Annotated in this window: 17 protein-coding genes and 2 pseudogenes; 11 read left to right on the top strand and 8 right to left on the bottom strand. The window is 58.8% G+C overall.

The genetic code is table 11. The annotated features are described in order from the left end of the window. Window positions 1–8 precede the first annotated feature (8 nt). Window positions 9–863 (bottom strand): annotated as a pseudogene (locus ACYKG1_RS00180) (PA0069 family radical SAM protein); the annotation flags it as partial. Between the two features lie 120 nt (window positions 864–983). Next, window positions 984–1,517 carry a cyclin-dependent kinase inhibitor 3 family protein gene (locus ACYKG1_RS00175; RefSeq protein ID WP_229298581.1) on the bottom strand — a complete coding sequence of 178 codons (534 nt, stop codon included), beginning with the start codon at window positions 1,515–1,517 and terminating at the stop codon, window positions 984–986. 475 nt (window positions 1,518–1,992) lie between these two features. Here ACYKG1_RS00175 and ACYKG1_RS00170 point away from each other — a divergent pair, with 475 nt between their 5' ends. From ACYKG1_RS00170 to ACYKG1_RS00120, 11 genes and pseudogenes are all read left to right on the top strand, one after another. Next, window positions 1,993–2,361 (top strand): hypothetical protein, encoded by a 369-nt coding sequence (locus ACYKG1_RS00170; RefSeq protein WP_012478647.1) that lies wholly within the window; start codon window positions 1,993–1,995, stop codon window positions 2,359–2,361. A gap of 90 nt (window positions 2,362–2,451) precedes the next feature. Next, window positions 2,452–3,701: pseudogene (locus ACYKG1_RS00165) on the top strand (TolC family protein). After that, window positions 3,698–4,933, top strand: a complete 1,236-nt coding sequence (locus ACYKG1_RS00160; protein WP_005411786.1) for an efflux RND transporter periplasmic adaptor subunit — start codon at window positions 3,698–3,700, stop codon at window positions 4,931–4,933. Before ACYKG1_RS00165 ends, ACYKG1_RS00160 begins: the two are co-directional and overlap by 4 nt. A gap of 9 nt (window positions 4,934–4,942) precedes the next feature. Continuing rightward, window positions 4,943–8,080, top strand: a complete 3,138-nt coding sequence (locus tag ACYKG1_RS00155; protein WP_478471406.1) for an efflux RND transporter permease subunit — start codon at window positions 4,943–4,945, stop codon at window positions 8,078–8,080. Further along, entirely contained in the window at window positions 8,077–8,808 is a 732-nt protein-coding gene (locus tag ACYKG1_RS00150) for a HupE/UreJ family protein (protein ID WP_012478644.1), read from the top strand. The genes ACYKG1_RS00155 and ACYKG1_RS00150 overlap by 4 nt, the downstream gene beginning before the upstream one ends. A gap of 19 nt (window positions 8,809–8,827) precedes the next feature. Beyond that, window positions 8,828–9,466, top strand: a complete 639-nt coding sequence (locus ACYKG1_RS00145) for a hypothetical protein (protein ID WP_012478643.1) — start codon at window positions 8,828–8,830, stop codon at window positions 9,464–9,466. Between the two features lie 81 nt (window positions 9,467–9,547). Further along, entirely contained in the window at window positions 9,548–9,745 is a 198-nt protein-coding gene (locus ACYKG1_RS00140; RefSeq protein WP_238558867.1) for a hypothetical protein, read from the top strand. Window positions 9,746–9,910: 165 nt separating this feature from the next. Then, window positions 9,911–11,245, top strand: coding sequence for an MFS transporter (locus ACYKG1_RS00135; RefSeq protein ID WP_005414984.1), 1,335 nt, complete (start codon window positions 9,911–9,913; stop codon window positions 11,243–11,245). A 686-nt stretch (window positions 11,246–11,931) separates the two neighbouring features. Next, on the top strand, window positions 11,932–13,659 hold the full coding sequence (locus ACYKG1_RS00130; protein WP_005414983.1) for an ATP-dependent nuclease: 1,728 nt from the start codon (window positions 11,932–11,934) through the stop codon (window positions 13,657–13,659). Further along, window positions 13,649–15,070 carry a UvrD-helicase domain-containing protein gene (locus ACYKG1_RS00125; protein ID WP_012478642.1) on the top strand — a complete coding sequence of 474 codons (1,422 nt, stop codon included), beginning with the start codon at window positions 13,649–13,651 and terminating at the stop codon, window positions 15,068–15,070. The genes ACYKG1_RS00130 and ACYKG1_RS00125 overlap by 11 nt, the downstream gene beginning before the upstream one ends. A gap of 244 nt (window positions 15,071–15,314) precedes the next feature. Continuing rightward, window positions 15,315–15,740: a hypothetical protein gene (locus tag ACYKG1_RS00120; RefSeq protein ID WP_146033496.1), complete on the top strand. Its 426-nt coding sequence runs from the start codon at window positions 15,315–15,317 to the stop codon at window positions 15,738–15,740. Here the strand turns inward: ACYKG1_RS00120 and ACYKG1_RS00115 are convergent. From ACYKG1_RS00115 to ACYKG1_RS00090, 6 genes are all read right to left on the bottom strand, one after another. Further along, window positions 15,703–17,769: an integrase gene (locus ACYKG1_RS00115; RefSeq protein WP_229302253.1), complete on the bottom strand. Its 2,067-nt coding sequence runs from the start codon at window positions 17,767–17,769 to the stop codon at window positions 15,703–15,705. The genes ACYKG1_RS00120 and ACYKG1_RS00115 overlap by 38 nt on opposite strands. Before the next feature lie 44 nt (window positions 17,770–17,813). Further along, on the bottom strand, window positions 17,814–19,655 hold the full coding sequence (locus tag ACYKG1_RS00110; protein ID WP_021204602.1) for a hypothetical protein: 1,842 nt from the start codon (window positions 19,653–19,655) through the stop codon (window positions 17,814–17,816). 90 nt (window positions 19,656–19,745) lie between these two features. Beyond that, the gene (locus ACYKG1_RS00105; protein ID WP_478471405.1) at window positions 19,746–21,047 is read right to left on the bottom strand and encodes a tyrosine-type recombinase/integrase; all 1,302 of its coding nucleotides are present in this window, start codon (window positions 21,045–21,047) and stop codon (window positions 19,746–19,748) included. 619 nt (window positions 21,048–21,666) lie between these two features. Further along, window positions 21,667–22,140 carry an NIF family HAD-type phosphatase gene (locus ACYKG1_RS00100; protein WP_021204601.1) on the bottom strand — a complete coding sequence of 158 codons (474 nt, stop codon included), beginning with the start codon at window positions 22,138–22,140 and terminating at the stop codon, window positions 21,667–21,669. Between the two features lie 118 nt (window positions 22,141–22,258). Continuing rightward, the gene (locus ACYKG1_RS00095) at window positions 22,259–23,047 is read right to left on the bottom strand and encodes a hypothetical protein (RefSeq protein WP_232418926.1); all 789 of its coding nucleotides are present in this window, start codon (window positions 23,045–23,047) and stop codon (window positions 22,259–22,261) included. Window positions 23,048–23,346: 299 nt separating this feature from the next. After that, window positions 23,347–24,438 carry a PA0069 family radical SAM protein gene (locus tag ACYKG1_RS00090; protein WP_021204599.1) on the bottom strand — a complete coding sequence of 364 codons (1,092 nt, stop codon included), beginning with the start codon at window positions 24,436–24,438 and terminating at the stop codon, window positions 23,347–23,349. Between the last annotated feature and the right edge of the window lie 50 nt (window positions 24,439–24,488).

Below are 24,488 nucleotides of genomic sequence, written 5' to 3'. Positions count from 1 at the left end.
GACTTTTCTCAGAACAAGGAGCCCTGCGGCGTATCCTTCGTCGGCGGCAGCGGCTTCTGGAACCGGCTGCAATCCAGCTTCGGCCAGTGGCTGTTCTGTGCGTTGAAGCCGAGGCGCTTGCGCGCCAGCTTGAAGCGATTGTTCAATAGATCGGCATATACGCCTTGGCCGCGCATGCGCGTGCCGAACCGACTGTCGTAGTCCTTGCCGCCGCGCAGCTGCTGGATGGTGCTCATCACATGCGCGGCGCGATCGGGATGGTGCGTATCCAGCCAGTCGCGGAACAGCGGTGCCACTTCCAGTGGCAGGCGCAGCAGCACGTAGCCGGCGGTGCTGGCACCGGCATCGTGTGCGGCCTCCAGCACGGCTTCCAGCCCGCTGTCGTTGATCCACGGAATCACCGGCGCCACCATCACACCGACCGGAATGCCGGCGTCATGCAGCCGCTTCATCGCACGCAGCCGTGCATGGGGTGCTGATGCACGCGGTTCCAGCTTTGCGGAGAGATGCGGGTCCAGTGAGGTCACCGAGAAGTGCACGCTGACCAGGTTTTCCGCGGCCAGCGGCGCAAGGAGATCGATATCGCGCTCGACCAGTGCGTTCTTGGTGATCAGCGAGAACGGATGCTTGGTTTCCAGCATCACTTCGATCAGCTGGCGGGTCAGCTTGAACTTGCGCTCGATCGGCTGGTACGCATCGGTGTTGATGCCCAGCGCGATCGGCTGCGGCACGTAACCCGGCTTCGACAGTTCCTTGCGCAGCAGTTGCGGCGCATTGGTCTTGGCGAACAGCTTGGTCTCGAAATCCAGGCCCGGCGACAGATTCAGATAGGCATGCGAGGGGCGCGCGAAGCAGTACGAGCAGCAACACTATATGTGTTCGAGGAAAAGTGTTCAGCACTGCGTCCCCTACGGCGGCTTCCCTACAGACTACCTGCGGAGTTCCGTCCTCTTGTATTCCAGCCCAAGGCGGTAAAGGGTAGGTTAGCCGGGCATTGCGACTACCCCCAGACTTGAGGCTCTGCGAGCAGGCCAATTCAGGATGAATTCTTCCTGCTCCGCAGTCTCCACTGCACCAGGGCGCACCGAGCGCACCTTAGCGATCGCATCGATGCCGTCTGGAGCGCAGCCCGTGTCAATGAGAAGCATCGACGCCACGGTCCCCGCTCGCCCTAGGCCTCCTTTGCAGTGCACCACGATCCTGCTTCCGGACAAGAGCTCGGCTGCGAACTGGGGTCCTGTGGATTGCCATGGCAGAAGCAGCCGTGCATCAGGAGCCGCACCATCCTTAATCGGTAGGCCGTGCCACATCAAGCCATGCGCTTTGGCACGCTCTGCCAAGGAGGTAATTCGTAGCTCTTCGAACTCCCACGGCTCAATCAACGTGATCAGATGCTGTGCTCCCCACGCGACTATCGACGCCAGATCGATATCCAAGTCTCGGGCCCAAGACCCCGTCATTGCGACGTCCTGATATTTTCCCGGTGCAAAGGTAACGCCGATCGCACCGCCATTCACGCCGATAGGCAGCGTCGCAATCTGCAGTGGATGAGAATTACTTGTTCTGCTCACCTGCGCTCTCCGAAATCAATGGCCCTGTTGGGCGAGAAGCGAACGCTGCGCCCTTTTAACCTGAAAGTCCAACGGTGAGCCTAGTGGTACGGATATGGTCTTACTGAATCCCATAAGCAGCGCAGAATCGCCCAACGCCTGAGAGAGGGGCCAGGCCCCATTCGACGTTGGAACGAGCCTGGAGGACGCGGTTCCAGAGAGCAGTGAGGCCCAGTTCCAGCCTCTGGCCGGCACCATCCTTACTGGGCGGCCGCTATCGGCCAGAAGCGGCAGCAGGCGCGGCGATACCTGAGGCAATGCGATCTGATCGGAGTGGGCTTAAGCGACGCCCTCCCTCGAGCGCCAAGCCATAACTGGATCAGGGGGGGCTCCAACTCAGGGCTCTCGACAACTCAGCTTGACTGCCTCTATTCTTCCTTTCATGTCCGCCTTCTCGGCCCGCCACCGTCGACTCATCCGGTTCAGCCTTTTCGTGCTGATGCTGTTGAGCGTCGTTGTTCGGCCGATCGTGATCCAACAGGGCGAGCTCCATACTGCCGAGCACGACATCGCTGCAACGGCAGAGCACGGGCACTCACACGGTCCTGGAACTGGCGACAACGTAGATCCGAAGCATGCATCGGGCGTGCACAGCGTCCTTCACCAGGCCGATGTGAGCTTTGCCGGCATGCTGGTGTCTTCGAATCTGAACCTAGCAACTGTTCCGCCGGCATCTTTACTGCCCGGCCTGCACTCCGTCGATGAGCCCTCTGGTCATCGCGGCTCGCCATTCAGACCTCCGATCGTCTGACGACACCTGCCGCGCTGTAGCGGCCTGAGCGCGCTGTCCACCCAATGTTGGCCGGCAGCGCGTCGTCATGACCATCGTCGGAGATTTTCCGTGAAATTACGTAGTTTGTGGGCGCTCGCCATAGCCGGCGCCTACGGTGTGGCCGTGCCTGGCCATGCCGCTGAAGTGCTGCGCTTGGAGGATGTGGTCGCCCGCGCCCTCGGCACCCATCCCAGCGTCCAGGCAGACACCGCTCGACTGGAAGCTGTCAGAAGCCGGGCGGGCCGGGAGGCATTGCCTACGCCGCTCGTGCTGGGCGGCGAGCTTGAAAACGTGGCTGGCTCAGGCGGCCTGAGCGGCCTAGACGCCGCCGAATCCACCTTCCGCATCTCCAAGGTTCTAGAACTGGGTGGGAAGCGGGCTGCGCGCCAAGCGCTCGGCGGCGCCGAGGTGGACGCTGCCCGAAGCGAAGCGGACGTCACCCGTATCGCTATCGCAACTTTGGCCGCAGGGCGTTTCGTCGACGTGCTGGCCGCCCAGGAGCATGTCGAGCACGCCGAAGAGCGCATCAAAATGGCCAGCGCCATGCGCCGTGAAGTGGCCCGTTGGGTCGCGGCCGCCCGCAATCCCGACTCGGACCTGAGATCCGCCGAGATCGCCCTGCTCGATGCCGAGCTGAAGCGGGAGCAGGCATTGCAGGCTCTGGAAAGCGCGCGAATGTCGCTGGCTGCCACGTGGGGGCGCCAAGTCCGGATTTCGGCTCGGTTGCAGGGGATACCGCGGTCCTTCCCCCTCTGGATGATTTTGATGATCTGAGCCGGCGCCTCGCCACGACACCACAACAGCGCGCCTTGGACGCTCAAGCCGGAGTTATAGATGCAAGGAGGGAGATCGCCCGCGCTAGCGCCAAGCCGGATGTCAGCGTTGGCCTCGGCATCCGCCGACTGGAAGCCACCAAGGACAGCGGCCTGGTGATGTCCGTCTCCGTCCCGTTGGGGAGCCGTCGGCGATCGGACTTCTCCGTGGCTGAAGCGGACTACGAACTCACCTCTCTCAAATACCGGCGCCAGGCGCAGATGCTGGAAATGCGTCAGGAGCTGTTTGGCATCTACCAACAGCTCAAGCAAGCGCAATCGGAAGTGGAGTCAGTGCGCCAGCGTCAGTTGCCAAAGGCCCAGCAGGCCTTTGATCAGAGCCGCAGGGGCTTTGAGGAAGGACGCTTCTCCTTCCTGGTACTCAGCCAGGCTCAGCAAAGGCTCTTCGATCTTCGCGAACGGGAAGTCGAAGCCGCCGCGCGCTATCTCCGTCTCCTGGTCGAGGCCGACCGCCTCACCGCTTCTGCCTTGGACATTCGCCCATGAACCGATACGTATTCCTGATCCTGCTTCCAATTGCCCTGGCTGCGTGCGGTGGCAACGAATCGTCGCAACGAGCAAAGCCAGAGGACACTGCTGCGACCGCAGGCGACTATGAGCGAGGGCCGCATCGCGGTCGCATGCTTCGCGACGGCGACTTCGCCCTTGAAGTAACTGTTTACGAAACCAATACCCCGCCTCATTTCCGGCTGTATGCCTATCGCAACGACAAACCGCTGGCACCTGGAGAAGTCAAAGCGACGATACAACTCAAGCGTCTGGACGGCGAAGTCAACAACTTCAGCTTTATTCCAGAGAAGGACTACCTGGTCGGCAGCGGGGAGGTGGTCGAGCCGCATTCCTTTGATGTCAAAGCCGATGCGGTGGTGGGTGGAAAGAACTACGCCTGGTCTTACGCCTCCTATGAAGGGCGCACCACGATAGATCCGAAAGCCGCTGCCGACGCAGGTGTCGTGGTCGAGTCCGCCGAACCGGGGACCATCCGGGACACCGTTTCCCTCATGGGCAACGTCGCGGTCGACACCGGCCGATTTGCTGCGGTCAAGGCACGCTTCCCTGGCGTGGTCCGCAGTGTGGCGGTCGAGATGGGACAACGCGTCTCGGCTGGTCAGACGTTGGCCACAGTCGAGGGCAATGACAGCATGCGGACCTACTCCGTCACGGCACCTTTCAGTGGAGTCGTACTCGCGCGCAGCACGTCGGTAGGCGATGTCGCTGCCGACAACACGCTGTTTGAAATTGCCGACCTTTCGGAGGTCTGGGTGGACCTGCGTGCGCTGGGAAGCGATGCCGAGCGACTGTCGCCAGGCCAGATGGTGACCATTCGCTCGGCAACAGGCGGTTTGGAAGCAACGGGAAAGCTGCAGGGCATCCTTCCGTTGGCCAGCGCTGGCCAGACCGTGGTGGCACGTGTGGCCCTTACCAACAGCGAGGGCAGGTGGCGACCAGGAATGGCCGTATCCGCCGAAGTCGTCATCGCGGAAACGGAGGTTCCATTAACAGTAAAGGAATCGGGCCTGCAGCGTTTTCGGGACTTCACCGTGGTATTCGCCCAAGTGGGCAACAGCTATGAGGTGCGGATGCTTGAACTGGGTAGGCGCGATGGCGATCGCGTGGAGGTACTGAAAGGGCTTAAGCCGGGAACCCGGTACGTTTCCGAGCAGAGCTACCTGATTCGTGCCGACATCGAAAAGTCCGGCGCAAGCCACGACCACTAAGGACGCACCATGCTAGAGCGAATCATTCGCGCGTCTATCGCGCACAGATGGCTTGTGCTCCTTCTGGTCCTGGCCCTCTCAGGCCTTGGGATCTGGAACTACAGCAAGCTTCCCATCGACGCCGTTCCTGACATTACCAATGTCCAGGTGCAGATCAACACCGAAGCTCCGGGCTACTCACCGCTGGAGGCCGAGCAACGGGTCACCTTCCCGGTCGAAACAGCGTTGGCCGGGTTGGCAAAGCTGGAATACACCCGTTCCATCTCACGCTACGGCCTGTCTCAGGTCACGGTCGTGTTTGAAGATGGCACAGATATCTACTTCGCCCGTCAGCAGGTCGCAGAGAGACTTCAGCAAGCGGGATCCCAATTGCCCGTGGGACTAAAGCCAAGCCTTGGACCGGTAGCGACGGGCCTGGGTGAGATCTTCATGTACACCGTGGAAGCGGAGTCCGGTGCTGAAGAGACGTGGACACCAATGGCGCTTCGTACGCTGCAGGACTGGGTGATCCGACCGCAGATGCGCCACTTGAAAGGCGTAACCGAGGTCAACACCGTCGGAGGCTATGTTCGCCAGTTTCACATCACGCCGGACCCGAAGAAGCTCCAAGCATACGGACTGACGCTGCAGGATGTGCTCGAAGCCGTGGCCCGCAGCAACACTAACGTGGGTGCCGGCTACATCGAGAAAACCGGTGAGCAGTACTTGGTACGCGTGCCGGGCCAAGTGGCCGACATGGCGGGTTTGCGCAAGATCGTAGTGGCTAACCGTGATGGCATGCCATTGCGTGTTGGCGATCTGGCAGAAGTTGTAGAAGGCACCGAACTTCGTACAGGCGCGGCAACCAAGGATGGCAACGAAGTGGTCCTTGGTACGGCGTTCATGCTCATCGGCGAAAACAGCCGGGACGTGGCTCAGCGAACCGCGGCCAAGCTCAAGGACATCGACGCTACGCTGCCTGACGGCGTTCGGGCGCATCCTGTGTATGACAGAACCGAACTGGTGGATCGGACCATCGAGACGGTGAAGAAGAACCTCCTCGAAGGCGCCTTGCTCGTCATCGCGGTGCTCTTCCTGCTTTTGGGCAATCTTCGTGCGGCACTGATCACTGCGGCGGTCATTCCATTGACGATGCTGCTGACGATCACAGGCATGGTCCAGAATCGCGTCTCTGCGAATCTGATGAGCCTGGGCGCACTGGATTTTGGCTTGATCGTCGATGGGGCAGTCATCATCGTAGAGAACTGCCTGCGTCGCTTTGGCGAGCGGCAACACCTTCAGGGCCGTTTGTTGACTCGGGAAGAACGATTTTCCTTGGCGGCAAGTGCCAGTGCAGAGGTGATCAAGCCAAGCCTGTTCGGCCTTTTCATCATCGCGGCGGTCTACATCCCGATCTTTGCCCTCTCCGGCGTGGAAGGGAAGATGTTCCACCCGATGGCGCTTACCGTGGTCATCGCGCTTACCGGTGCCATGGCACTGTCCTTGACATTCGTACCTGCCGCTGTGGCTCAGTTCGTAACGGGAAAGGTTTCGGAGAAGGAAACCAAAGCCATGCGCCGAGTCACCAACGTGTATGGCCCGATGCTTGAGCGTGCCGTCAATGCACGCAAGGTAGTGGTGGCCTCTGCTGCGGTGCTCACCGTCCTGGCGGGCCTGCTTGCAAGTCGCCTCGGCACCGAGTTCATTCCGAACCTGGATGAGGGCGATATCGCCTTGCATGCGCTTCGAATTCCAGGGACCAGCTTGACCCAGGCGATCGGCATGCAACGTCAGCTGGAAGCGGCGATCAAACAGTTCCCCGAGGTAGATGAAGTCGTCGCAAAGATCGGCACTGCCGAGGTGGCCACCGATCCCATGCCCCCCTCCGTAGCCGACACCTTCATCATGCTCAAAGATCGGGACCAATGGCCTGATCCGCGCAAGCCGAAGGCACAGCTTGTTGCCGAGCTCGAGAAAGTGGTTCGCGCCATTCCTGGCAACAACTATGAGTTCACCCAGCCGGTGCAGATGCGGATGAACGAGCTCATTGCGGGCGTTCGGGCTGAGGTTGCTGTCAAGCTGTACGGCGACGACCTGGAGCAACTGGCAACCATCGGCAGCCAGGTAGAGAACGTTGCCAGTGAGATCCAGGGAGCGGCCGACGTGAAACTTGAGCAGATCACCGGTCTGCCATTGATGACGATCACGCCGGACCTGGATGCACTTGCACGATACGGCGTAGCCATTGACGACGTGCAGAAGACCATCTCGGTGGCGCTGGGAGGTGAATCGGTCGGCCAGGTGTTCGAAGGCGATCGGCGCTTCGATATCGTGGTTCGTCTGTCGGAGAACCTTCGCCAGGACGTCCGGACACTGGCGTCACTACCTGTGGCCGTCGCGCCCGGGGTGAGCACAGGCCAAGAGCGCAGCTTCGTGCCGCTGGGCCAGTTGGCCAAGGTCGAGATCGCGCCTGGTCCGAACCAGATCAGCCGTGAGAATGGTAAACGCAGGGTGGTGATCACAAGCAATGTGCGCGGGCGCGACTTAGGGTCCTTTGTCGAGGAGTTGCGCACCAAGGTCGGACAGGAGGTCCAGCTGCCGGAAGGGTACTGGATCGAGTACGGCGGCACGTTTGAGCAGTTGATCTCGGCAAGCAAGCGGCTGTCCGTCGTCGTGCCAGTGGTTCTGGTGATGATCTTCGGATTGTTGTTCATGGCATTCGGCTCAGGGAAGGACGCTGCGATCGTATTCAGTGGCGTGCCGCTTGCACTGACCGGGGGCGTGGTGGCGCTGTGGCTGCGCGACATTCCCATGTCCATCTCCGCAGGTGTGGGCTTCATCGCTCTTTCGGGCGTTGCCGTGCTCAATGGCCTGGTAATGATCAGCTTCATCAAGAACCTGCGGGAAGAAGGCGTCCCCCTGCACAAGGCTGTCACCGAAGGTGCTCTTACCCGCCTCCGGCCAGTCCTGATGACGGCCTTGGTGGCGAGTCTGGGCTTCCTTCCTATGGCCCTGAACGTCGGTGCTGGCGCGGAAGTTCAGCGTCCGCTCGCCACTGTTGTTATCGGCGGAATCATCTCTTCAACGCTGCTGACACTTCTCGTGCTGCCGGCGCTGTATCGATTGGTTCACCGCGAAGATTCTGTTCTGGAAAGTCGCTCCTCATGAACCACCCGTCCCCTTTCTGCACAAGGAACTTGTCTTTGACTTCTTCCAACAAGCTCTTTGCTTGGCTTTCGATGCTTGCCGCAGTCCTCCTGCCGTTTGCGGCGTTCGCGCACGGTGTAAGCGAGGGAGACCAGGCCTTCCTTGAAGAAAGCACCGGTAGGCAACTGATCGCGTTTACCTACCTTGGCGCCAAGCACATGGTGACTGGATACGACCACCTTCTATTTCTGTTCGGGGTGATCTTCTTCCTATACCGCATGCGGGACGTGAGCATCTACGTCACCTTGTTCGCCATTGGCCACAGCACGACGCTGCTGCTCGGCGTGCTCGGCGGCTTTCATGTCGACGCCTATCTGGTCGACGCGATCATCGGTCTCTCGGTGGTCTACAAGGCCTTGGACAACATGGGCGCGTTCAAGCGGTGGTTCGGCGTGCAACCCAACACCAAGATTGCAGTCCTTGTCTTCGGCTTCTTCCACGGCTTCGGCCTGGCCACGAAGCTTCAGGACTTCTCGCTATCGCCGGACGGGCTGGTCCCCAACATGCTTGCGTTCAACGTGGGCGTTGAGCTCGGCCAACTTCTGGCGCTTGCCGGCATCTTGATCGTGATGGGCTTCTGGCGTCGGCTGCCTTCCTTCAACCGCCAGGCCTACGGCGTGAACACCATCTTGATGACGGCCGGCTTCGTGCTCATCGGCATGCAGCTCACCGGCTACTTCGCTTCCTGATTTCTGACCGAGACCCATCATGTCAATCACTATCAATCAACCACTTCCCACGACTGGCCGCCTGCTGAAGTCGACCCTTGTCGCTGCCGCCATTGCCGGCGCGCTTCTCGTTACGGCCGTTCTGCCGGCGGAGTACGGCATTGATCCCACCGGGATCGGCCGAGCGCTGGGCCTGACTGCCCTGGCAGACGGCGGAAGCACCGCCGCAGACCCGGCTACGCCGACGTCCTCGACAGCATCGGACGCAGCGACCACCTTGGCGGAAAAGGCTGCGGCTGCGTTCGGGGCGAACAAGGGGCAATCGCTTGATCCAGCCGCGGTATCGCTCACCAACGGTGAGCTTCGCCAGGACGCGATGACGATCACGCTGGAGCCGGGGAAAGGCAAAGAGGTCAAATCCCACATGGCTGCTGGCGCGGGAATTCTGTTCAGCTGGAAGGCGACCGGTGATGTAGCAGTCGATATGCATGGTGAGCGGCCCGACGTGAAGGGTGCATGGACCAGCTACGCCGTCGAAGCTGCGCAGCGGGAGGCGCACGGCACCTTCGTCGCGCCATTTGAAGGAACTCATGGGTGGTACTGGCAGAACCGAAGCGACACGCCGGTGACCGTGAGCATCGAACTTGTGGGCTACCAAGCCGACATCTATCAGCCGTAACACCCGGCACTTCGCCGACCCAACCCGAGGAGAAACAACATGAAAACTCATAGCGCAGTAATTGCCGGCCTGCTTTTCAGCATGTCCCTTTTCACCACGGCATCCGCTCATGATCCTGCCCTCCATGCCGATCCGGCTCCCCCGGCTGCTCCCAAGGCCAAGCCGACGACTTGCGAACAGCTTGCCGACCGTTCGAAGTACAAGGTGGACCTCAAGGATGCCCAGACCAAGGCGCTGAAGGAACGTTGCGACGCACAGGCAGCTCCGAAGAAGAAGTAAATCCACTCGGATTTAGCCAACGACCCTGCCATTCCGGCGGGGTCGTCACCTCGACCCGAACAGTGGTGGGCGTACACTCCGCCTGTCTGCCGCCTCTGCCCTGAATCCGGGCAAAAGGGCGCACACGGGTTGGTGCCGTCAGAACGTTGCTACCAGGACAATCCCATGCTCGAAGTACTGAGTCACCCGGCGTTTCGGCGCCTGTTTGGTGCCCAGATAGTCGCCCTGGTCGGAACCGGCTTGGCGACTGTCGCCCTTGCCCTCCTGGCCTACGACCTCGCTGGCAGCCAGGCCGGAGCGGTGTTGGGCACCGCGCTGGCGATCAAGATGGTCGTGTACGTGACCTTGGCGCCCGTTTCAGGAGCGTTGGTCCCTGCACGGCTGCGCAAGCGGGTGCTGATCGCACTCGATCTGGTTCGTGCGGTTGTGGCGGTCTGCCTGCCCTTCGTCACCGAGATCTGGCAGGTGTATGTCCTCATCGCTGTGCTGCAGTCGGCATCGGCATGTTTCACGCCGCTGTTTCAATCCACCATCCCCGAAATTCTTCAAGAAGAGCGTGATTACACCCGTGCGCTCTCACTTTCCCGATTGGCATATGACCTTGAAAGCCTGCTGAGCCCGGCGCTTGCTGCCGCACTGCTGACGATCATTAGCTTCCACGGGCTGTTCGCTGGTACCTCGGTAGGTTTCATCCTCTCGGCGCTGCTCGTCGCGTCCACCACCTTCCCGGCCCTCGCTGCGGTCTCTTCCAAGGACGGTCCCTATGCCCGAGCCATCCGTGGAATGCGAATCTACCTCCGCACACCGCGATTGCAGGGCCTGCTCGCGTTGAACCTCTGCGCCGCAGCCGGCGGCGCGATGGTGTTCGTCAATACGGTGGTTATGGTCCGCACCGTTCTGGGCGGGGCGGAGGAGCAGGTTGCATGGGCGCTGGCGGCCTTCGGAGGCGGGTCCATGCTGGTCGCACTTCTTCTTCCGAAGGTTCTCGACCGCATTTCGGACCGGACAGTAATGTTGGCTGCAGGACTGTTCATGTCAGTTGTCCTGGTTACCTTCCTTGGCGTCTGGTTTGCCCTGAAGGGACATCCCGGGTGGACGGCGGTCATTCCGGCCTGGACGCTGCTGGGCATGGCGTATGCCGGCTTGGTTACCCCCGGCGGGCGGCTGCTGCGGCGTTCGGCTGAGTCCGCCGATCTACCATTCCTCTTCGCTGCCCAATTTTCCCTATCGCATGTTTGCTGGTTGATCGCCTATCCACTCGCCGGGTGGGTTGGTGCGCGCTACGGCTTGCATGTTGCCTTGGCCGCCTTGGGGATTCTGGCCACACTCGGTTTGGTCGCCGCGTGGCGCAGATGGCCGGCGCACGATCCAGAGGAGATAGCGCATAAGCACGAACATCTTGCTGAGGACGACCCGCACCTCTTGGCACACCGAGACGTGGATGGCACGCACCGTCACCGGTTTGTCATCGATCAACTTCACACACGCTGGCCAGGCTGACCAAGGCGCCAGGCGGGCGGCGAGCACGGAGCTACCTACTTGCGAGTTTGGTCGCAGACGTACAAGTCCATATCGACGTCATATCGACACGCGCGCCCACATTCGTAAGATCCCACTTCCTGCGCCCCTGGCAGTGGAGGGCTATTTCTCAGGGCGGCTATTGCAGCCGCCTGGCAATGCTCGAAGGTGTCGTAATCGCCATAAACAGCGTGACGGACTTCCTGAGTGGACGCGCCGGGCGGATAGACAAAGGCAGTCCAGCGCCCCTGGGACCCGCCGCAAGAAACCGCGACTATGGCGACGCCGACGGTTAAGGTTGTCCGACCGATGTCCATGGCCGAATCCTAGCACCGCCGCGCGCCGGGCGGACACCAGCTCAAGCCTATTCAGCTTCGCGAACCAATTTCCTTCGCTCAGGGAAGTCCGCTGTTGGCGATGAACGGACCTCCGTCGCCTGCAAGCGGGCAGGTGACCACGGAAGAAGCGACCTGGAACCGCTCTCTCAGTGTTGCCGCGTTACAGGTTAGGGAAGTTCGCGAAGCAGCTCGGCGTGGCGCCAAGTTCCACCAATGAGCCAATGACTGGCAGAACGCTTTAGGGCTAGGATTGCCTCAGGGGCGTAGTAGGAGTTGGTGTCAGTCTGCGTCCTACACGGACCGTTGACCAAGCCTCTTACAGGACGCCCCATGCCTCGAATTCGCCATTTGGCCATTCGGAACTTTCGATCCATCAAGGCGCTCGACTGGTCGCCCGCCCCGGGCATCAACTGTTTGATCGGTCCTGGCGATAGTGGCAAGTCCACCATCCTCGATGCCATCGACCTGTGCTTGGGTGCTCGACGAAGCATTTCCTTCGGCGACATGGACTTTTTTGACCTCGATGTCTCAGAGCCCATTCGTATTGCCGTGACATTCGGGGAACTGCCGGCATCGCTGATGGACATTGATGTCTATGGCGACTTCTTGCGAGGATTCGATTCGGTATTTGACACCCTAGAAGACGAACCCGCCGCGGGGTTGGAGACAGTGCTTACGCTGCTGCTTCAAGTCGGGGCGGACCTTGAGCCCAGCTGGACGCTGATCTCCGATAGGTCGCTTCAACAAGGCTTGGAACGAAGCCTGCCTTGGAAAGAACGCATCGTGTTAGCTCCGGCACGCATCGGCAGCTTTACAAGCTCCAACTTATCTTGGAGCCGCGGGTCGGTGCTCAACCGGCTAACAGACGAGCGCGCAGAATTGGGAGCCCAGCTCGCTCTAGCAGCGCGTCAGGCGCGCGCCAACTTTGGCGCTCAAGCATCGCCCCACCTGAGTCAGACACTCGGAATCGTCCGGACAACTGCCCAGAGCCTTGGAGTTGACGTCGGATCGATGCCGCAGGCCTTACTCGACTCGCACTCCGTCTCCATCGGCGAAGGCGCCATCGCGCTTCACAGCGAGGCAGGCATCCCCCTTCGGTCCCTTGGTACGGGTTCTTCTCGACTCTTGGTGACGGGACTTCAACGGGCCGCGGCGGAGTCAGCGCCGATTGCCTTGGTGGATGAGGTGGAATATGGGTTAGAGCCCCATCGGCTCATGCGGCTGCTGGATTCCTTGGGAGCCAAGGAGACGCCGCCGCCTCTCCAAGCGTTTCTCACAACACACTCCCCTGTGGCACTTCGTGAGCTTTCAGGTGAGCAGCTGCTTGTAGTTCGGCCACGACCGGCTGGCCATGTCGTCATTTCCGCTGGCTCGACCGACGAGATTCAAAGCACGCTGCGCACTGACCCGGAGGCCTTTCTGGCGAAGTCTGTGATTGTGTGCGAGGGAGCAAGCGAGGTAGGGTTTGTGCGTGGCCTCGATCTATGGGGGGTAGCCAGCAAAGAATCCTCTTTCTTGGCTTTAGGTGGTGCATACGTCAATGCAGGCGGAGGCACTCCGGACAACGCTTTTGCCCGAGCGACTGCGCTTATGGATCTGGGTTACCGAGTCCTCGTCTTCATAGACGCTGACAAACCTGCCGCTCCAGGTGTTGCAGAAGCATATCTTCAATCAGGCGGCAGCCTCGTGACTTGGCGGGCAGGAATGACGTTGGAGGACGAGCTGTTCCTCTGCCTTCCTGACACATCGATTGATGCCCTGCTCCTGAAGGCTAAAGAGCGTGTTGGCGAAGATCTTATGAACCAACAGCTGGTTGCCAAATCGAACGGTCTAACAACTTTGGCGTCCATCGAAGCGCTGAGGCCGAATTCACCCTATCCGCCTGATATTCGCGTACTGCTTGGCGAAGTCTCCCGTATCAAAAAGAATAGCTGGTTCAAGTCGCTTACGACTTACCAGTCAATCGTCCTGGATATCGTCTCTCGGGGCTACGCAAACGCGGACGCTAGCTTCAAGGCAGTAGTAGACCAACTCTGGGCCTTTACCCGTGCTGCCTGAAATCGATCTGCTAGCTATCCAACGCGGATCGATCACCGCCCCAGCAGGATGCGGCAAAACCCAGCTGATTGCCGAGGCGCTGGCATCCCACTCTGGGAACAGACCGATCCTTGTTCTGACTCACACAAATGCTGGCGTCACCGCGTTGAGGACACGCTTGAAACGCGCGGGGGTGCCCAGCTCTGCCTATCGGCTGTCGACGATTGATGGATTCGCTATGCGTCTCATCGCCAAGTTCCCGGCGCGCAGTGGCCATCATCCCCAACTCTTGGAGCTCAACAACGCGGGTAGCGACTACCCCGCGATCCGTGAATCATTCCGGCAACTCTTGGACTCGGGGCATATCGCTGCACCCATCGCAGCCACTTACGCCCGGCTTTTGGTTGACGAGTATCAGGATTGCAGCACCGTTCAGCACTCCATCGTGTCCACCCTCGCTGCGCTTTTGCCCACGTGCGTCCTCGGTGACCCTCTGCAGGCCATCTTCGGATTTGGCGGAAATCGGCTGGTTCACTGGGAACAAGACGTTCAATCGTCCTTCCCAGCAGCGGGTAGCCTTCGAACCCCTTGGCGCTGGCAAATTGCAGGTAATGAAGAGCTGGGCCAGTGGCTGCTATCCCAAAGGCATGCTCTTACGGCCGGCTTACCCATTGATCTAACTACGGCTCCGTCATCCGTTCGTTGGATCCAGCTGGTTGCCGGTAGTGAAGTGCAGCAAAGATTGACTGCGGCACGGACCAATGCGCCTGGTAGCCAAGGAACGGTTCTGGTAATTGGCGAGTCCATGAATGTTCAAGGCCGCCACCAACTCACCAGCCAAACGCCTGGGGCAATGGCGGTAGAAGCCGTGGACATGCGAGACCTCGTCAACTTCGCCAGGCAATTCAATCTTCAGGCTCCTAGTGCGCTGCAAGACTTGGCCACCTTCTCCGCTCTCATGATGACGGGCGTCGGCACGGCGAATCTAGTGACGCGTGTCGGTACCATTCGTAGAGGGAGAGCCAGGACACCTCCAACTCCTGTAGAAGCTGAGGCAGTCGCCTTTGAGTCCGAGCGGACCATGACGCGCGCCTTGCGGCTGGTGGACGCTTTGGCCGAACAGACAGGCACTCGGGTCTATCGGCCCGAGATTCTGCACTGCTGTCGATCAGCCATGCGAAGCGTTATCAACGGAGAGCAAGATCTATTAGGAGCCGCACTTCATGCCCGCGAGCGAAATCGTCACCTCAGCCGCCCCATTGCGCGCAGAGCAGTCGGCAGCACTCTCCTTCTGAAAGGTCTCGAGGCAGACATTGCCGTGGTCCTCTATCCGGAGAGCATGAGCGTGCAGAACCTCTATGTAGCCCTCACGCGTGGTGCGAAAGGGCTGGTGATCTGCTCCAGTACCCCAACGCTGACCCCGACCCCATAGCCTCAACCTAACCATTCTGCGCCCTATCAGGCACGAAGCTTTGCGGCGCTTCATCATTGCAATGGTCACAATGGACCTTGTCCCAAAGTCGTTGCTGAACATCTGGGTCTGAAGAACGTGGGTCTCGCCGGGCAGCGACTGCATCAGGATTGATTTCAAGGTTCTCCTTGTCCCACCTAGATGATTGGGCGGCGAAGGTGGCGTAGGCTATCTGCTTACCAATGATGCGTCAGCGGACAGCAGAATGAGCAGACCCAACTCAGTAGAGGATAAGGCATTGGCCGCTCTTGACCGCCTGGTGAAGCGACGCCCGACCAATGAACTGCTGAAGGCAAAGATGGCCGCAGGTCATCGGATCATCACGCCTACCGCGGTCGCGGCAGAGGCAGGAGTAAATAGAGGGAGCTTTGGATCAAGGCACGCTCGACTTGGGCACGTCTGGCTTAGAATTCAGGAGCTGGCTGAGGAGGAGAGGCGAGGCTCAGTAGCTGAAGAGCTCGCCAGGGTTAAGGCTGAGAACGCAAGGTTGAAGGCTCTGCTTTACAAGACCAACATCCACAACGCATCTCTCCAACTCGCAGTGTCCCGGCTTCAGAAGCAGAGTACCAAGAGAGACGATGGAGCAAATGTCGTCAACTTTCGCCGGAACGATCGGAAGCGTCCCCGGTAGCGTTGGATATCATCCTCAGCACTGCTCGACTCTGAACAACACGGCTCATAGCAATCTTGGAATACTGATCCCTAGAGTTGGTCCGCTCCATCTGGACAATGGCCTGATTTTTCAGGAGGCGATCCTCCCAAAAGTCCTTATGCTCTGGCAGGATGATGCAGCACTTGCACCCCGCGCACAGGCCGGGCGACCGTAGGCCGAAGTTCGGCGAGGCGCGGACAGTGAGGAGGCTTGCTTGTGGGTTGCAGCTGGAACGGTCAGGCAACATATCAATCAGGCAACTTGCGTAGGTCCCTGTCCATATCCGCAGGTCGGTGAGTTTCACGTATGCCACGGCCTTATCGATCGGCGTCTCTCCGTCCATCTTGGACAGTGCCTCGGTCATTGATTCGGCATGCTGCATGAGAAGACGCTGCGCCGGTCCACCTCCGATCGGCCTGCCGAGGGTGATTTGAACTAGGAACCGAGAGGTCTCCATGACTCTCTCTCCTTCCAAGTTCTCGAGCAGAGCCGCATCGTTTCCAATGTACCCTTGATCCGTGATCTGCTCGCTCATGTGACGGAAGTGCGTCCGTAGCGCTGGCATTAGTTCCGGCTTGGATCGGAACACATAGTGCGCAAAGGTGATCCTCCATCGCTGCGGGCGTAGGTACCTCACCTCGTAAACAGCTTGCGTCGTTTCGATGCCACGCTTCTTCGTGAGGGCTTCGACGGCAAACTCACGTTGCAGCAGAGAATTTCTGGATGCTGTCATTCGGCCGATTCCATCGGGACCCGATGGAAGGGACTTGGCGTGGGAGAAGCTGAGCATCAGTGACTTAGTGCCCGATAGTGCTCGCCAAGGCTCCATTAGCCGCACCAGCACCTCGACGGATTTCAGCACGATCGGCAGGTGATTCGTGCCCAACGGGCGCAGTCCGGCAGTCCACTCATGGCGAGTCGCTTCCCTTTTGGCGGAAATGCCACAGATGGAGAACACCTCCATTAGTCCGTCTAGCGACGTCACTGACTTGACCACACCGTGCTGTAGCGTCGGATCGTGGTCCAGGGAGAGGCCAATCAGCTCATGAGCTCGAATCCCGGTGCATCCCTGCAGCAAGACACTGCATGCGCTTTGAGTCATTAGTATTAGGCGTCTCAGGCCCTGAGTTCCGCTAATCTCGCGCTCGTCACCAGCGTCATCAATCCGATCTATGGTGGCCAATGGCTCATGCCAGGGTGTCAGTGTCCCTGGGATCGGGCTCATCTGGAACTCCTCGATGTGCCGTTTGATCTGACGAAAGCAGGCGATTCGTCTCGGTCCCGTAGCACTTCTTGCGTCGATCAGCATCGGGATGACCTCAGCCTGAAGTCTGATCACATCCTCCGAGCCGTACTCAATCCATTCACATGCGTAGGAAAGAATCGGTACCGAGATCTCGTCCGGGACAGGCATCAATCCACCCGTTCGAGCAAGCCCGAGCGGCTCTGTCACGACGTCGTAGGTCTTTCTTCCGTCAAACGGCGCTTCGCACGGTGCTTGTCCGCCTCTGGCGCGCAAGCTGTCCGCGATTTCGTAGATCTGTGTAAGTGGATGGATGAGTTTGTAGGCGGTCGCATGCGTCCACGCCCTGTCTCGACCGGCATCACTTCGGGCCGTCATGTACTGCTCTTCGAGACCTTCGACGTAGTCCCAGCTCATCGCCGTGGTGATATCGAAGAGGGAGTGGATCTCCCGCTCTCCCATGAACTTCACCAGCTCCCTCATGCCCATGTAAGTGCCAGGGATAGACCCAACCGTCATACGTACGGTGTCCTCAATGATGGCGGTCTTGAGGTAGCACTTCAGCTCAGAGAGCAGTCCTCTGTGCTTGTAGTCCGTGAGCAACTCTCCGCGTGCCACAGGGATTGCCCAGTCAACTGTGACAAACTCCTTCTGTTGGCCGACCGTGGTCTGGGCAAAGGTCCAGACATCACTGTCATAGTCAACTTGGAAGGAAGGATGCAGGGTCGCTGCCTGCGCTGTTTCGACCTTTCTTGCTGCGGGCATAGCCATATCTCTAGAATTGATTCGCTAGTGGCGGTACAGCCGGACTATTCAAGTCCAGGCAGGGGCGTCAGCATGATCATCATCGCTGATTGTCGATTCGCAGTTGTGCTCACTGCTGGGATCCATGAATCGCGGAGAGCGAGATAGGCATTCTCGAACTTTCGCCTCCAGATCTCGCTGCCGAGCTCTGCCCTGGCTTCTTCGTATAGCTCCTGCAGTTGAAGAAAGCGCGCGAGCGCGTAGGCTTCGTTTGGATCAGCTGCGGCGAGCGGGCATGCAGGACAGGAACCATAGCTGGTGCAGAGCTTTCCATGGCGCTGCCCTGGTTGAGGACTTTGGAATGGATCTGCACAGCAGAAGCCCTGCGTGGCTGCCGTTTGCTCACGATCACTTCGGGCGGAGCGTGTGTCGATCTTTCCATTTGAAGTCACCCAGCGCTCCTGTGCGGTCATGGCTCCTGCCAGCTGTTCCTTTTGCCGATGCTGCATCGTGGTTGTCTGGTAACTGTCTTGACCAGTTGACAGTAGCCGATGGCCTAGCATTGCTCGGAGCTCGAAGGCGTCGCCGTCGGTCAGCCCATCAACCGCTTCGGAGAACGCAAGCCTGTTTGCTTGAGAGCCAGAGTACTTAAGCCCCCTTCGTTTGCAGAACAACGTGATGTAACCGGTCACCCGCGTGGTCACGTCGTCGGTTCTGGCTGAGTAGGAGTCGATGTGCATTCCTCGGCGCTTGTGCCGCCCGCCTTCGGAAACTGCGTGGAGGAAGAAGTCATTGGCAAGCTCACCAGCAGCGTAGTCTCTGATTCGTTTGGTCCAAGCAATAACGAAACTGATCAATCTTTCAGGCGCTAGCGGGTGATCGCTAGCGGGGAAGGCTGCTCGCTGTGTCGCGCCCTGAGCGGAACTTCCAGCCCTGCGCTTGGAGGACTTGATCACCGTTCGCTTTTGTCCAAGCGGGTAGTGCTCCGATATGCCATTCAGGGTGAGTGTTCTAAGTGGCTGCTCGTTGAAGCCCGAGTGCATGGCTAGTACGAGAAAGAATGGGATCAGATCGCCGCCGATCGGGTGCGCTAGTCTCCTCAGACGGAAGTACTCGCTTTCGCTGATCTTTCCTACGCCTGGGAGCTTGTGAACCGCGCCTTGGCGAGGAAGATGACCGTCAAAGTTTGCCAATATTTGAGCAATTGCCTCTGCCGGATCGCTTAGCGATACAGCGTCGCCCTTTTTCTTCTGAGCGAGGGCACTGTGAACCCTATCTAGAAGCGGCCACACTTCGTCCATTGTCGATATGCATTCTTCGACCGCCGCCTTCATGACGTTGGCCCAAGCCGCACGGTCCAGCTCTTTCGGCTTGCTCTTCCGTGGCAGTCCTGCGAACGGCTTTGGCGGAATACGGATCACCTTCCACCGTGGATCCATCTCGTGCAGCGCAAGAACGACCTTCTTGAAGGTCCCGTAATAGTGGCGCTGGGTCTCCACCGAGAGAACTGTCGGGTGCGTGGTATCCCTACCTTTCAGATACGTTAGAAAGGACTCGCCGAGATCCATTGGAGTGTCGTCTGGGCCGCTTATCTTTACCCCTTTTACGGTTAGGTACTGCACCAGGCCACTCACGATGTTGTTAGCTGAAGAGGATCTAGTCGTCTCCCTGCTGTTCTTGTTAGCTCGGCAGAACGCCTCGGCGAAGAGCGGTGCCGCTGCACCTATGCCCTTCCACCGGCTGAGATTAACGATGTTGTCGCGCAGGTCTCCGGCGCGCCTGAACGCGACTTCTAGGCGACCAGCGCTCTCGCGGACATCCCATTTCTTTGTGTTGCCTACCTTTTCCTCAACTACTACGGCGTGCCGCAGCTGGGCGGATCTTCTTCCTGCCACGTAACGCTCCAATCCGTGTTCAATCTGATTTGATAAGGTGAGTCGGTCACATGCGAGGAGTAGTGCGTATGCTGGCCGTGGAGCCGTGTGAGCTCCAACTCGTCAGGCCTCGACGCCGATTCGCATAAAGGGTTGACCTTCAAGGTGCAGTCTGATCGATTCCCTGGTTTCGCTCTCGAATGCGTTCGCGCTTCGCAGGTAGATGGACTCAGTCGTATCCCTGAGACTGTGTCCCAGTACCGACTGAACATACTTGATCGCATCCATGTCACCGTTTGCGCGCTTCTCCATGTACGTGTACAAGGCGAAGGTGTGTCGAAGGGCGTGAATGGTTATTCGCTCGCGCTGCGTGGATTCGTAGCGAGCCAGGTCACGCTCTTTGGAGAGCCGTTTGAGCAGCCTGTCCTTGGCCTGGGCGAAATGCCGGTCGAAGATCTGCGGGGTTATCGGATTGCCCGCATGCTTGCGGTTGTTTGCGTCGAGGACGAATAGGACGCCGTGATCCTCGAGCTTGTGGTATCCCAGTCGGAGGTCAACGAGGCGCTGCCGAACACCTTTGGCATAGCGCTTCAACGCGTTGACTAGCCAGACTGGAACGGGAACATTGCGCTTCTTGTTACCTTTCCCGAGCACGGGGATGGCGACTGCAGTGAGAGGATCGCGCCCTTCCGTACGGGCCTGAAGGATGGTTTTCGCTTTGAGATCGCACACTTCCGCCCGCCTCAGTCCTGCTTGATAGCAAAGCTCAGCCATCAATCGCTGCGCCGTGGTTGCGTATGCCAGTTCAACCAGACCGTTTCGCTCGAGCACAGGGTTTGGACCTAGTTCGTCAAGAATACCGACGACGGTCTCGGGATGGAGCGCAGTGATGAGTTCGTCAGCGTCGTTCAGCCCGGGAAGGTCGACGCCAACGTCGAGAACTTGAACAGTTCCTCGCTTCGTCTGCTTGCTCAGCAGCGCTGGTGCCTTCCTCAGGTATCCCCGTTTCACGCAGAATGCGATTAGCTTGGTCACGGTCGACCATCTTCGATGAATAGTCGCGGCGGCGAGCTTATCCAAGGTCACCGCAGAGTCCAGGTCAGTCAAGGTGTCCGCATAGGATCTGAGGAGATCCTCATCTACGTCGGAAACGAGCTTTTTTCTTGCGTCAAGAAAGTGATGGAAGTCGGTGAGGTCAGCCGCGATAGCTGCGGTTGTGTTCTTGCTGCAGGCAAGCTTTGGCTTTGGACCGATCGTTAGATGGGCATCTGCAAAGAATTCAAAAGCGGGCTGAACGATCGTTCCATCAGACCTGCTGACCAAAAAGCAGAAGCCTTCGGGTAAGGGTACGCCTTGCGCACACTTGATTCCTGTCGCTTCCGAAGCGATTGCACGTGCGGTGCATATTTCGACGTCATAGACCATGGCGCCGAAAGCTATCAGGTATACGGAAAGTTTTTTTTGCTGTGAGCCTTACGGTACGTTAACAACTGAAATGAGAATCATGCCTACTTTTTACTTCCATTGATTCATATATTTACGCGTGATCGTGACCCTACTGGTACGCTCGGTGTGAAGGAAGACCTGCTCGCTGGTACGGGGGAAGTGCGCAACAGAGAGGTGGGTTCGTTCGTCGCGCAGGCTAGATTTGCTCCTTCAGTACCAATGTTGGTGTCCGCTTGGCGCGGCAATCGGTAGCGCGCGGTCAATGGCTACCCAAGGCTGGCAGTGAGTTGACATCATCAATCGGGAGACGCCGCGGTTGCTACTGCGCGTTCTTTAGGGAAGCGTGTTGGCTGGGCAGTGGGTACGCCTGGAGCTACCGATTCAATTGCTGCCGGCAAAGGTAAGGTTGCCGCAACGCCACTGCACCACTTTTGATTGCTGGCAACCTTTGGTTGGCCGTCTCCGGGTTCTCCGGAGCGACGCTATCAAAGAGTTTCTCGAGTGCTGCCCGCGTGCTGATCCCTAACTGTGCCGAATGTGCGAGAGGACGGCCGCTGCATACGCGCTCTTTCAACGAGCCATCGAGACAACGCGCTGCTCAGCCATGATCGGCGATCATGTGGCCAAGGTCGGATGCACTCTGCAGTTCAATGATGCGATCGGTCAGGCGTTCAGCTGCGATCTGCAACCCGTCATCGTCTGACGAGTACGGGGAGCCGAACAGCGGGATCTCGACCCACAGTCTCTCCTGCCCATCATGCACATAGGGGCCATGGTCATCCAAGAGAAGGGCTTCACCCACGTGGGGGGAGACATAGGAAAGATCCTTTGTCCTTCCAGACCAGTGGATGTATCGAAGCTCGACAAACCATGCCGGAACACTGCCTTCCCTAGCCAGGAGTCCGGCAATTCTTCTTGCAAGTGCCTCGGGAACCGTAGTGAACAGTACAAGTTCCTCGAACTGCGATCGGACATCCTCTAGGAACCGATGAAGCCCAGGGCGAGGAATCTGACTGACTGCGTTGGAGATGAGCGTGCCTTCGAGGTCCAGTGCCAGGATGGTTGGCTTCATTGGGAGTTCCTGTCTAAGCTTCTAAGCCTGAGTAAACGCATCGGTAGGTAGCTATCCATGGCGTGGGTCACAGGGTACCGGTTCGGGCTACGCCCCTCTGAAACTTTGCCCAACCACTTCACTTCCGTTGGATTGCTTCTGAGACCTCTACGGCCCAACGCGAGGTGTGGATGATCCTGGTCTCCTGCAGCTGCTCTTGAAGGATCTGGCGTTTGGTGAGCTGAGACACCGCCTCCCACTCGTTCCTGAAGATGTAAGTGGCATTGCCTGACTCGGGACTCTCGAACACGTATCGATTCCTTCCCGTGAACCCAAAAACGATGTACTCACTGAAACCGCCTAATCCGACTGCCATGAAGTCGGGCTCGTGACGAGTGATGGTCCGGATGCGCTGCTTAGCGACTGCGCGGTCGCTGTCGGTCAACTGCTTCAGATAACTATCCAATACCTGCATCGCTCTATCGAACGGGAACTTCCCCGGAGGGAGAATGCGCCAGTTGATCTTCTCGACCCTGACCGGCACCGCGAGGTCCGGGTCAACGATTTCGAAGTGTTGGAAGCATTCCAGGTAGATGTTGAGGAGGTTTGCAATGCTCTCTTCTGGCTCCGTCCGGTCAATGATCCTAGTAGCCATTGCGATACCACTGTCTGTATCTACAGCAGTGAGGAATTCACCAGGTGGTGCAACGTATTCCCTGGGATAGGTCTCATAGGATCTTGTCTGAGTACCGTGGTGAGTGTGTCCGTGCCAGTCCTTCCACGAGGTATTGATTGATCGAGACTTGGTGACCATCGGAAGGTCCTTTCGGATGATCTCTTTGCCTCGGGCATTGAATAACGTCGCGGGTCCTTCGGCGCTTGGCACAATGGAAGCGCCTGCGAGCGGAAGGTCGTCGAATCCCAGCATCGCCGCTTGGTGTTCTGTGAGTGGGCCGCTAAGAATGCGAAACTGTGGCAGCCGCTCAATCGTGCTTCGGTAGACTGATAAACCTCTCACTTGCTTGGGCATACGCTGGTCCTTTTCATGAGGAAGCGGGATAACCAAATATGTTTGGAAAGCCGTCTAAGCTTGCTGCGGAGGAGATGCTATTTCCTTTTCGGGGAGATGGTATCAGTACTCAGAAACCTAGGACGCTCTGTCCCTGTAGGCGCCGCTCGGACTGCATCCATAGCTTTGTACTGATGCTAGCCTCGTTTTCCGTTCGGCTAGAAAAGTTGCCCCTGTGGCGACTTGTCTTGGGGAGGTTGAAAAAGATGAGTGGCCAGCGCTGGCAGCCTAGTGAAACCGAGTTCACGATGCTTCTTTTCAAAGCGCTTCCGGATCAAGTCCGCTACAGGGCCAGTTCCGGACATCCTGGTGCCAAAGCTGGCGTCATACTCCTTTCCACCATGCATCTGTCGCATCAAGCTAAGCACGTGCGCAGCGCGGTCCGGATAGTGCAGCTCGAGCCATTCTCTCCAAATGTCCTTAATCTCGTTGGGTAGCCTGAGAAGCACGTAGCCTGCTGCCCGAGCGCCGTGTTCGTGAGCAGCCTCAAGGATGGCTTCTAGGTCATGGTCGGTGATCATGGGAATGACCGGCGCGATCAAAACCCCTACCGGTACTCCTGCCTCGTGCAGCTGATTCATTGCTCGCAGCCTTGCGTGGGGAGCAGCAGCTCGTGGTTCCAGTTTTGCAGATAGCTTCCTGTCGAGCGTGGTGACCGAGAAGTAGACCGTAACCAACCGATCCTTGGCCATCGACGCCAGCAGTTCGACGTCCCTGGTGATCAAGGCACTCTTGGTGACGAAGCTCACCGGATGCTTGGCATCAGCAAGCACCTCAAGGCATTGGCGTGTAATTTGGTAATTCCTTTCAATCGGCTGATAGCCGTCTGTGTTTATCCCCAACGCAATCGGGGTGCACTTGTAGTTCGACTTGCTAATTTCTGCTCTGAGGCGCTCCGGGGCATTTGTCTTTGCAAACAGGCGCGTCTCGAAGTCTAAGCCTGGTGAAAGGCTCAAGTAGGAGTGAGAAGGGCGAGCAAAACAGTAAACACAGCCATGCTCGCAGCCGCGGTACGGGTTGACCGACGCGCTAAAGCCAACGTCAGGGGATGAGTTGTGGCTGATCACTGTGCGCGCTCGCTCTTCCTGCACCTGAGTTCTCAGCGGTGGCGCGTCTTCCATCTCCTGGTAGACCGACTCCCAGCCGTCGTCGACTCCCACTGTTGCAGTGGTATCGAAACGGCTTGGGACACGCGATGCGGCCCCTCTGCCTTTGAGGGGAACTTGGGCCTTTCGAGCATCCTGTTCCATGGCGACAACTTGGGAAGGTCGGGCCGTTAGTATTATTGCTAACCACAGGC

It is taken from the genome of Stenotrophomonas sp. 85239_Sma (assembly GCF_056481725.1).
The sequence above is the reverse complement of the archived record's forward strand: the minus strand, read 5'-3'. Positions and strand labels throughout refer to the sequence as shown.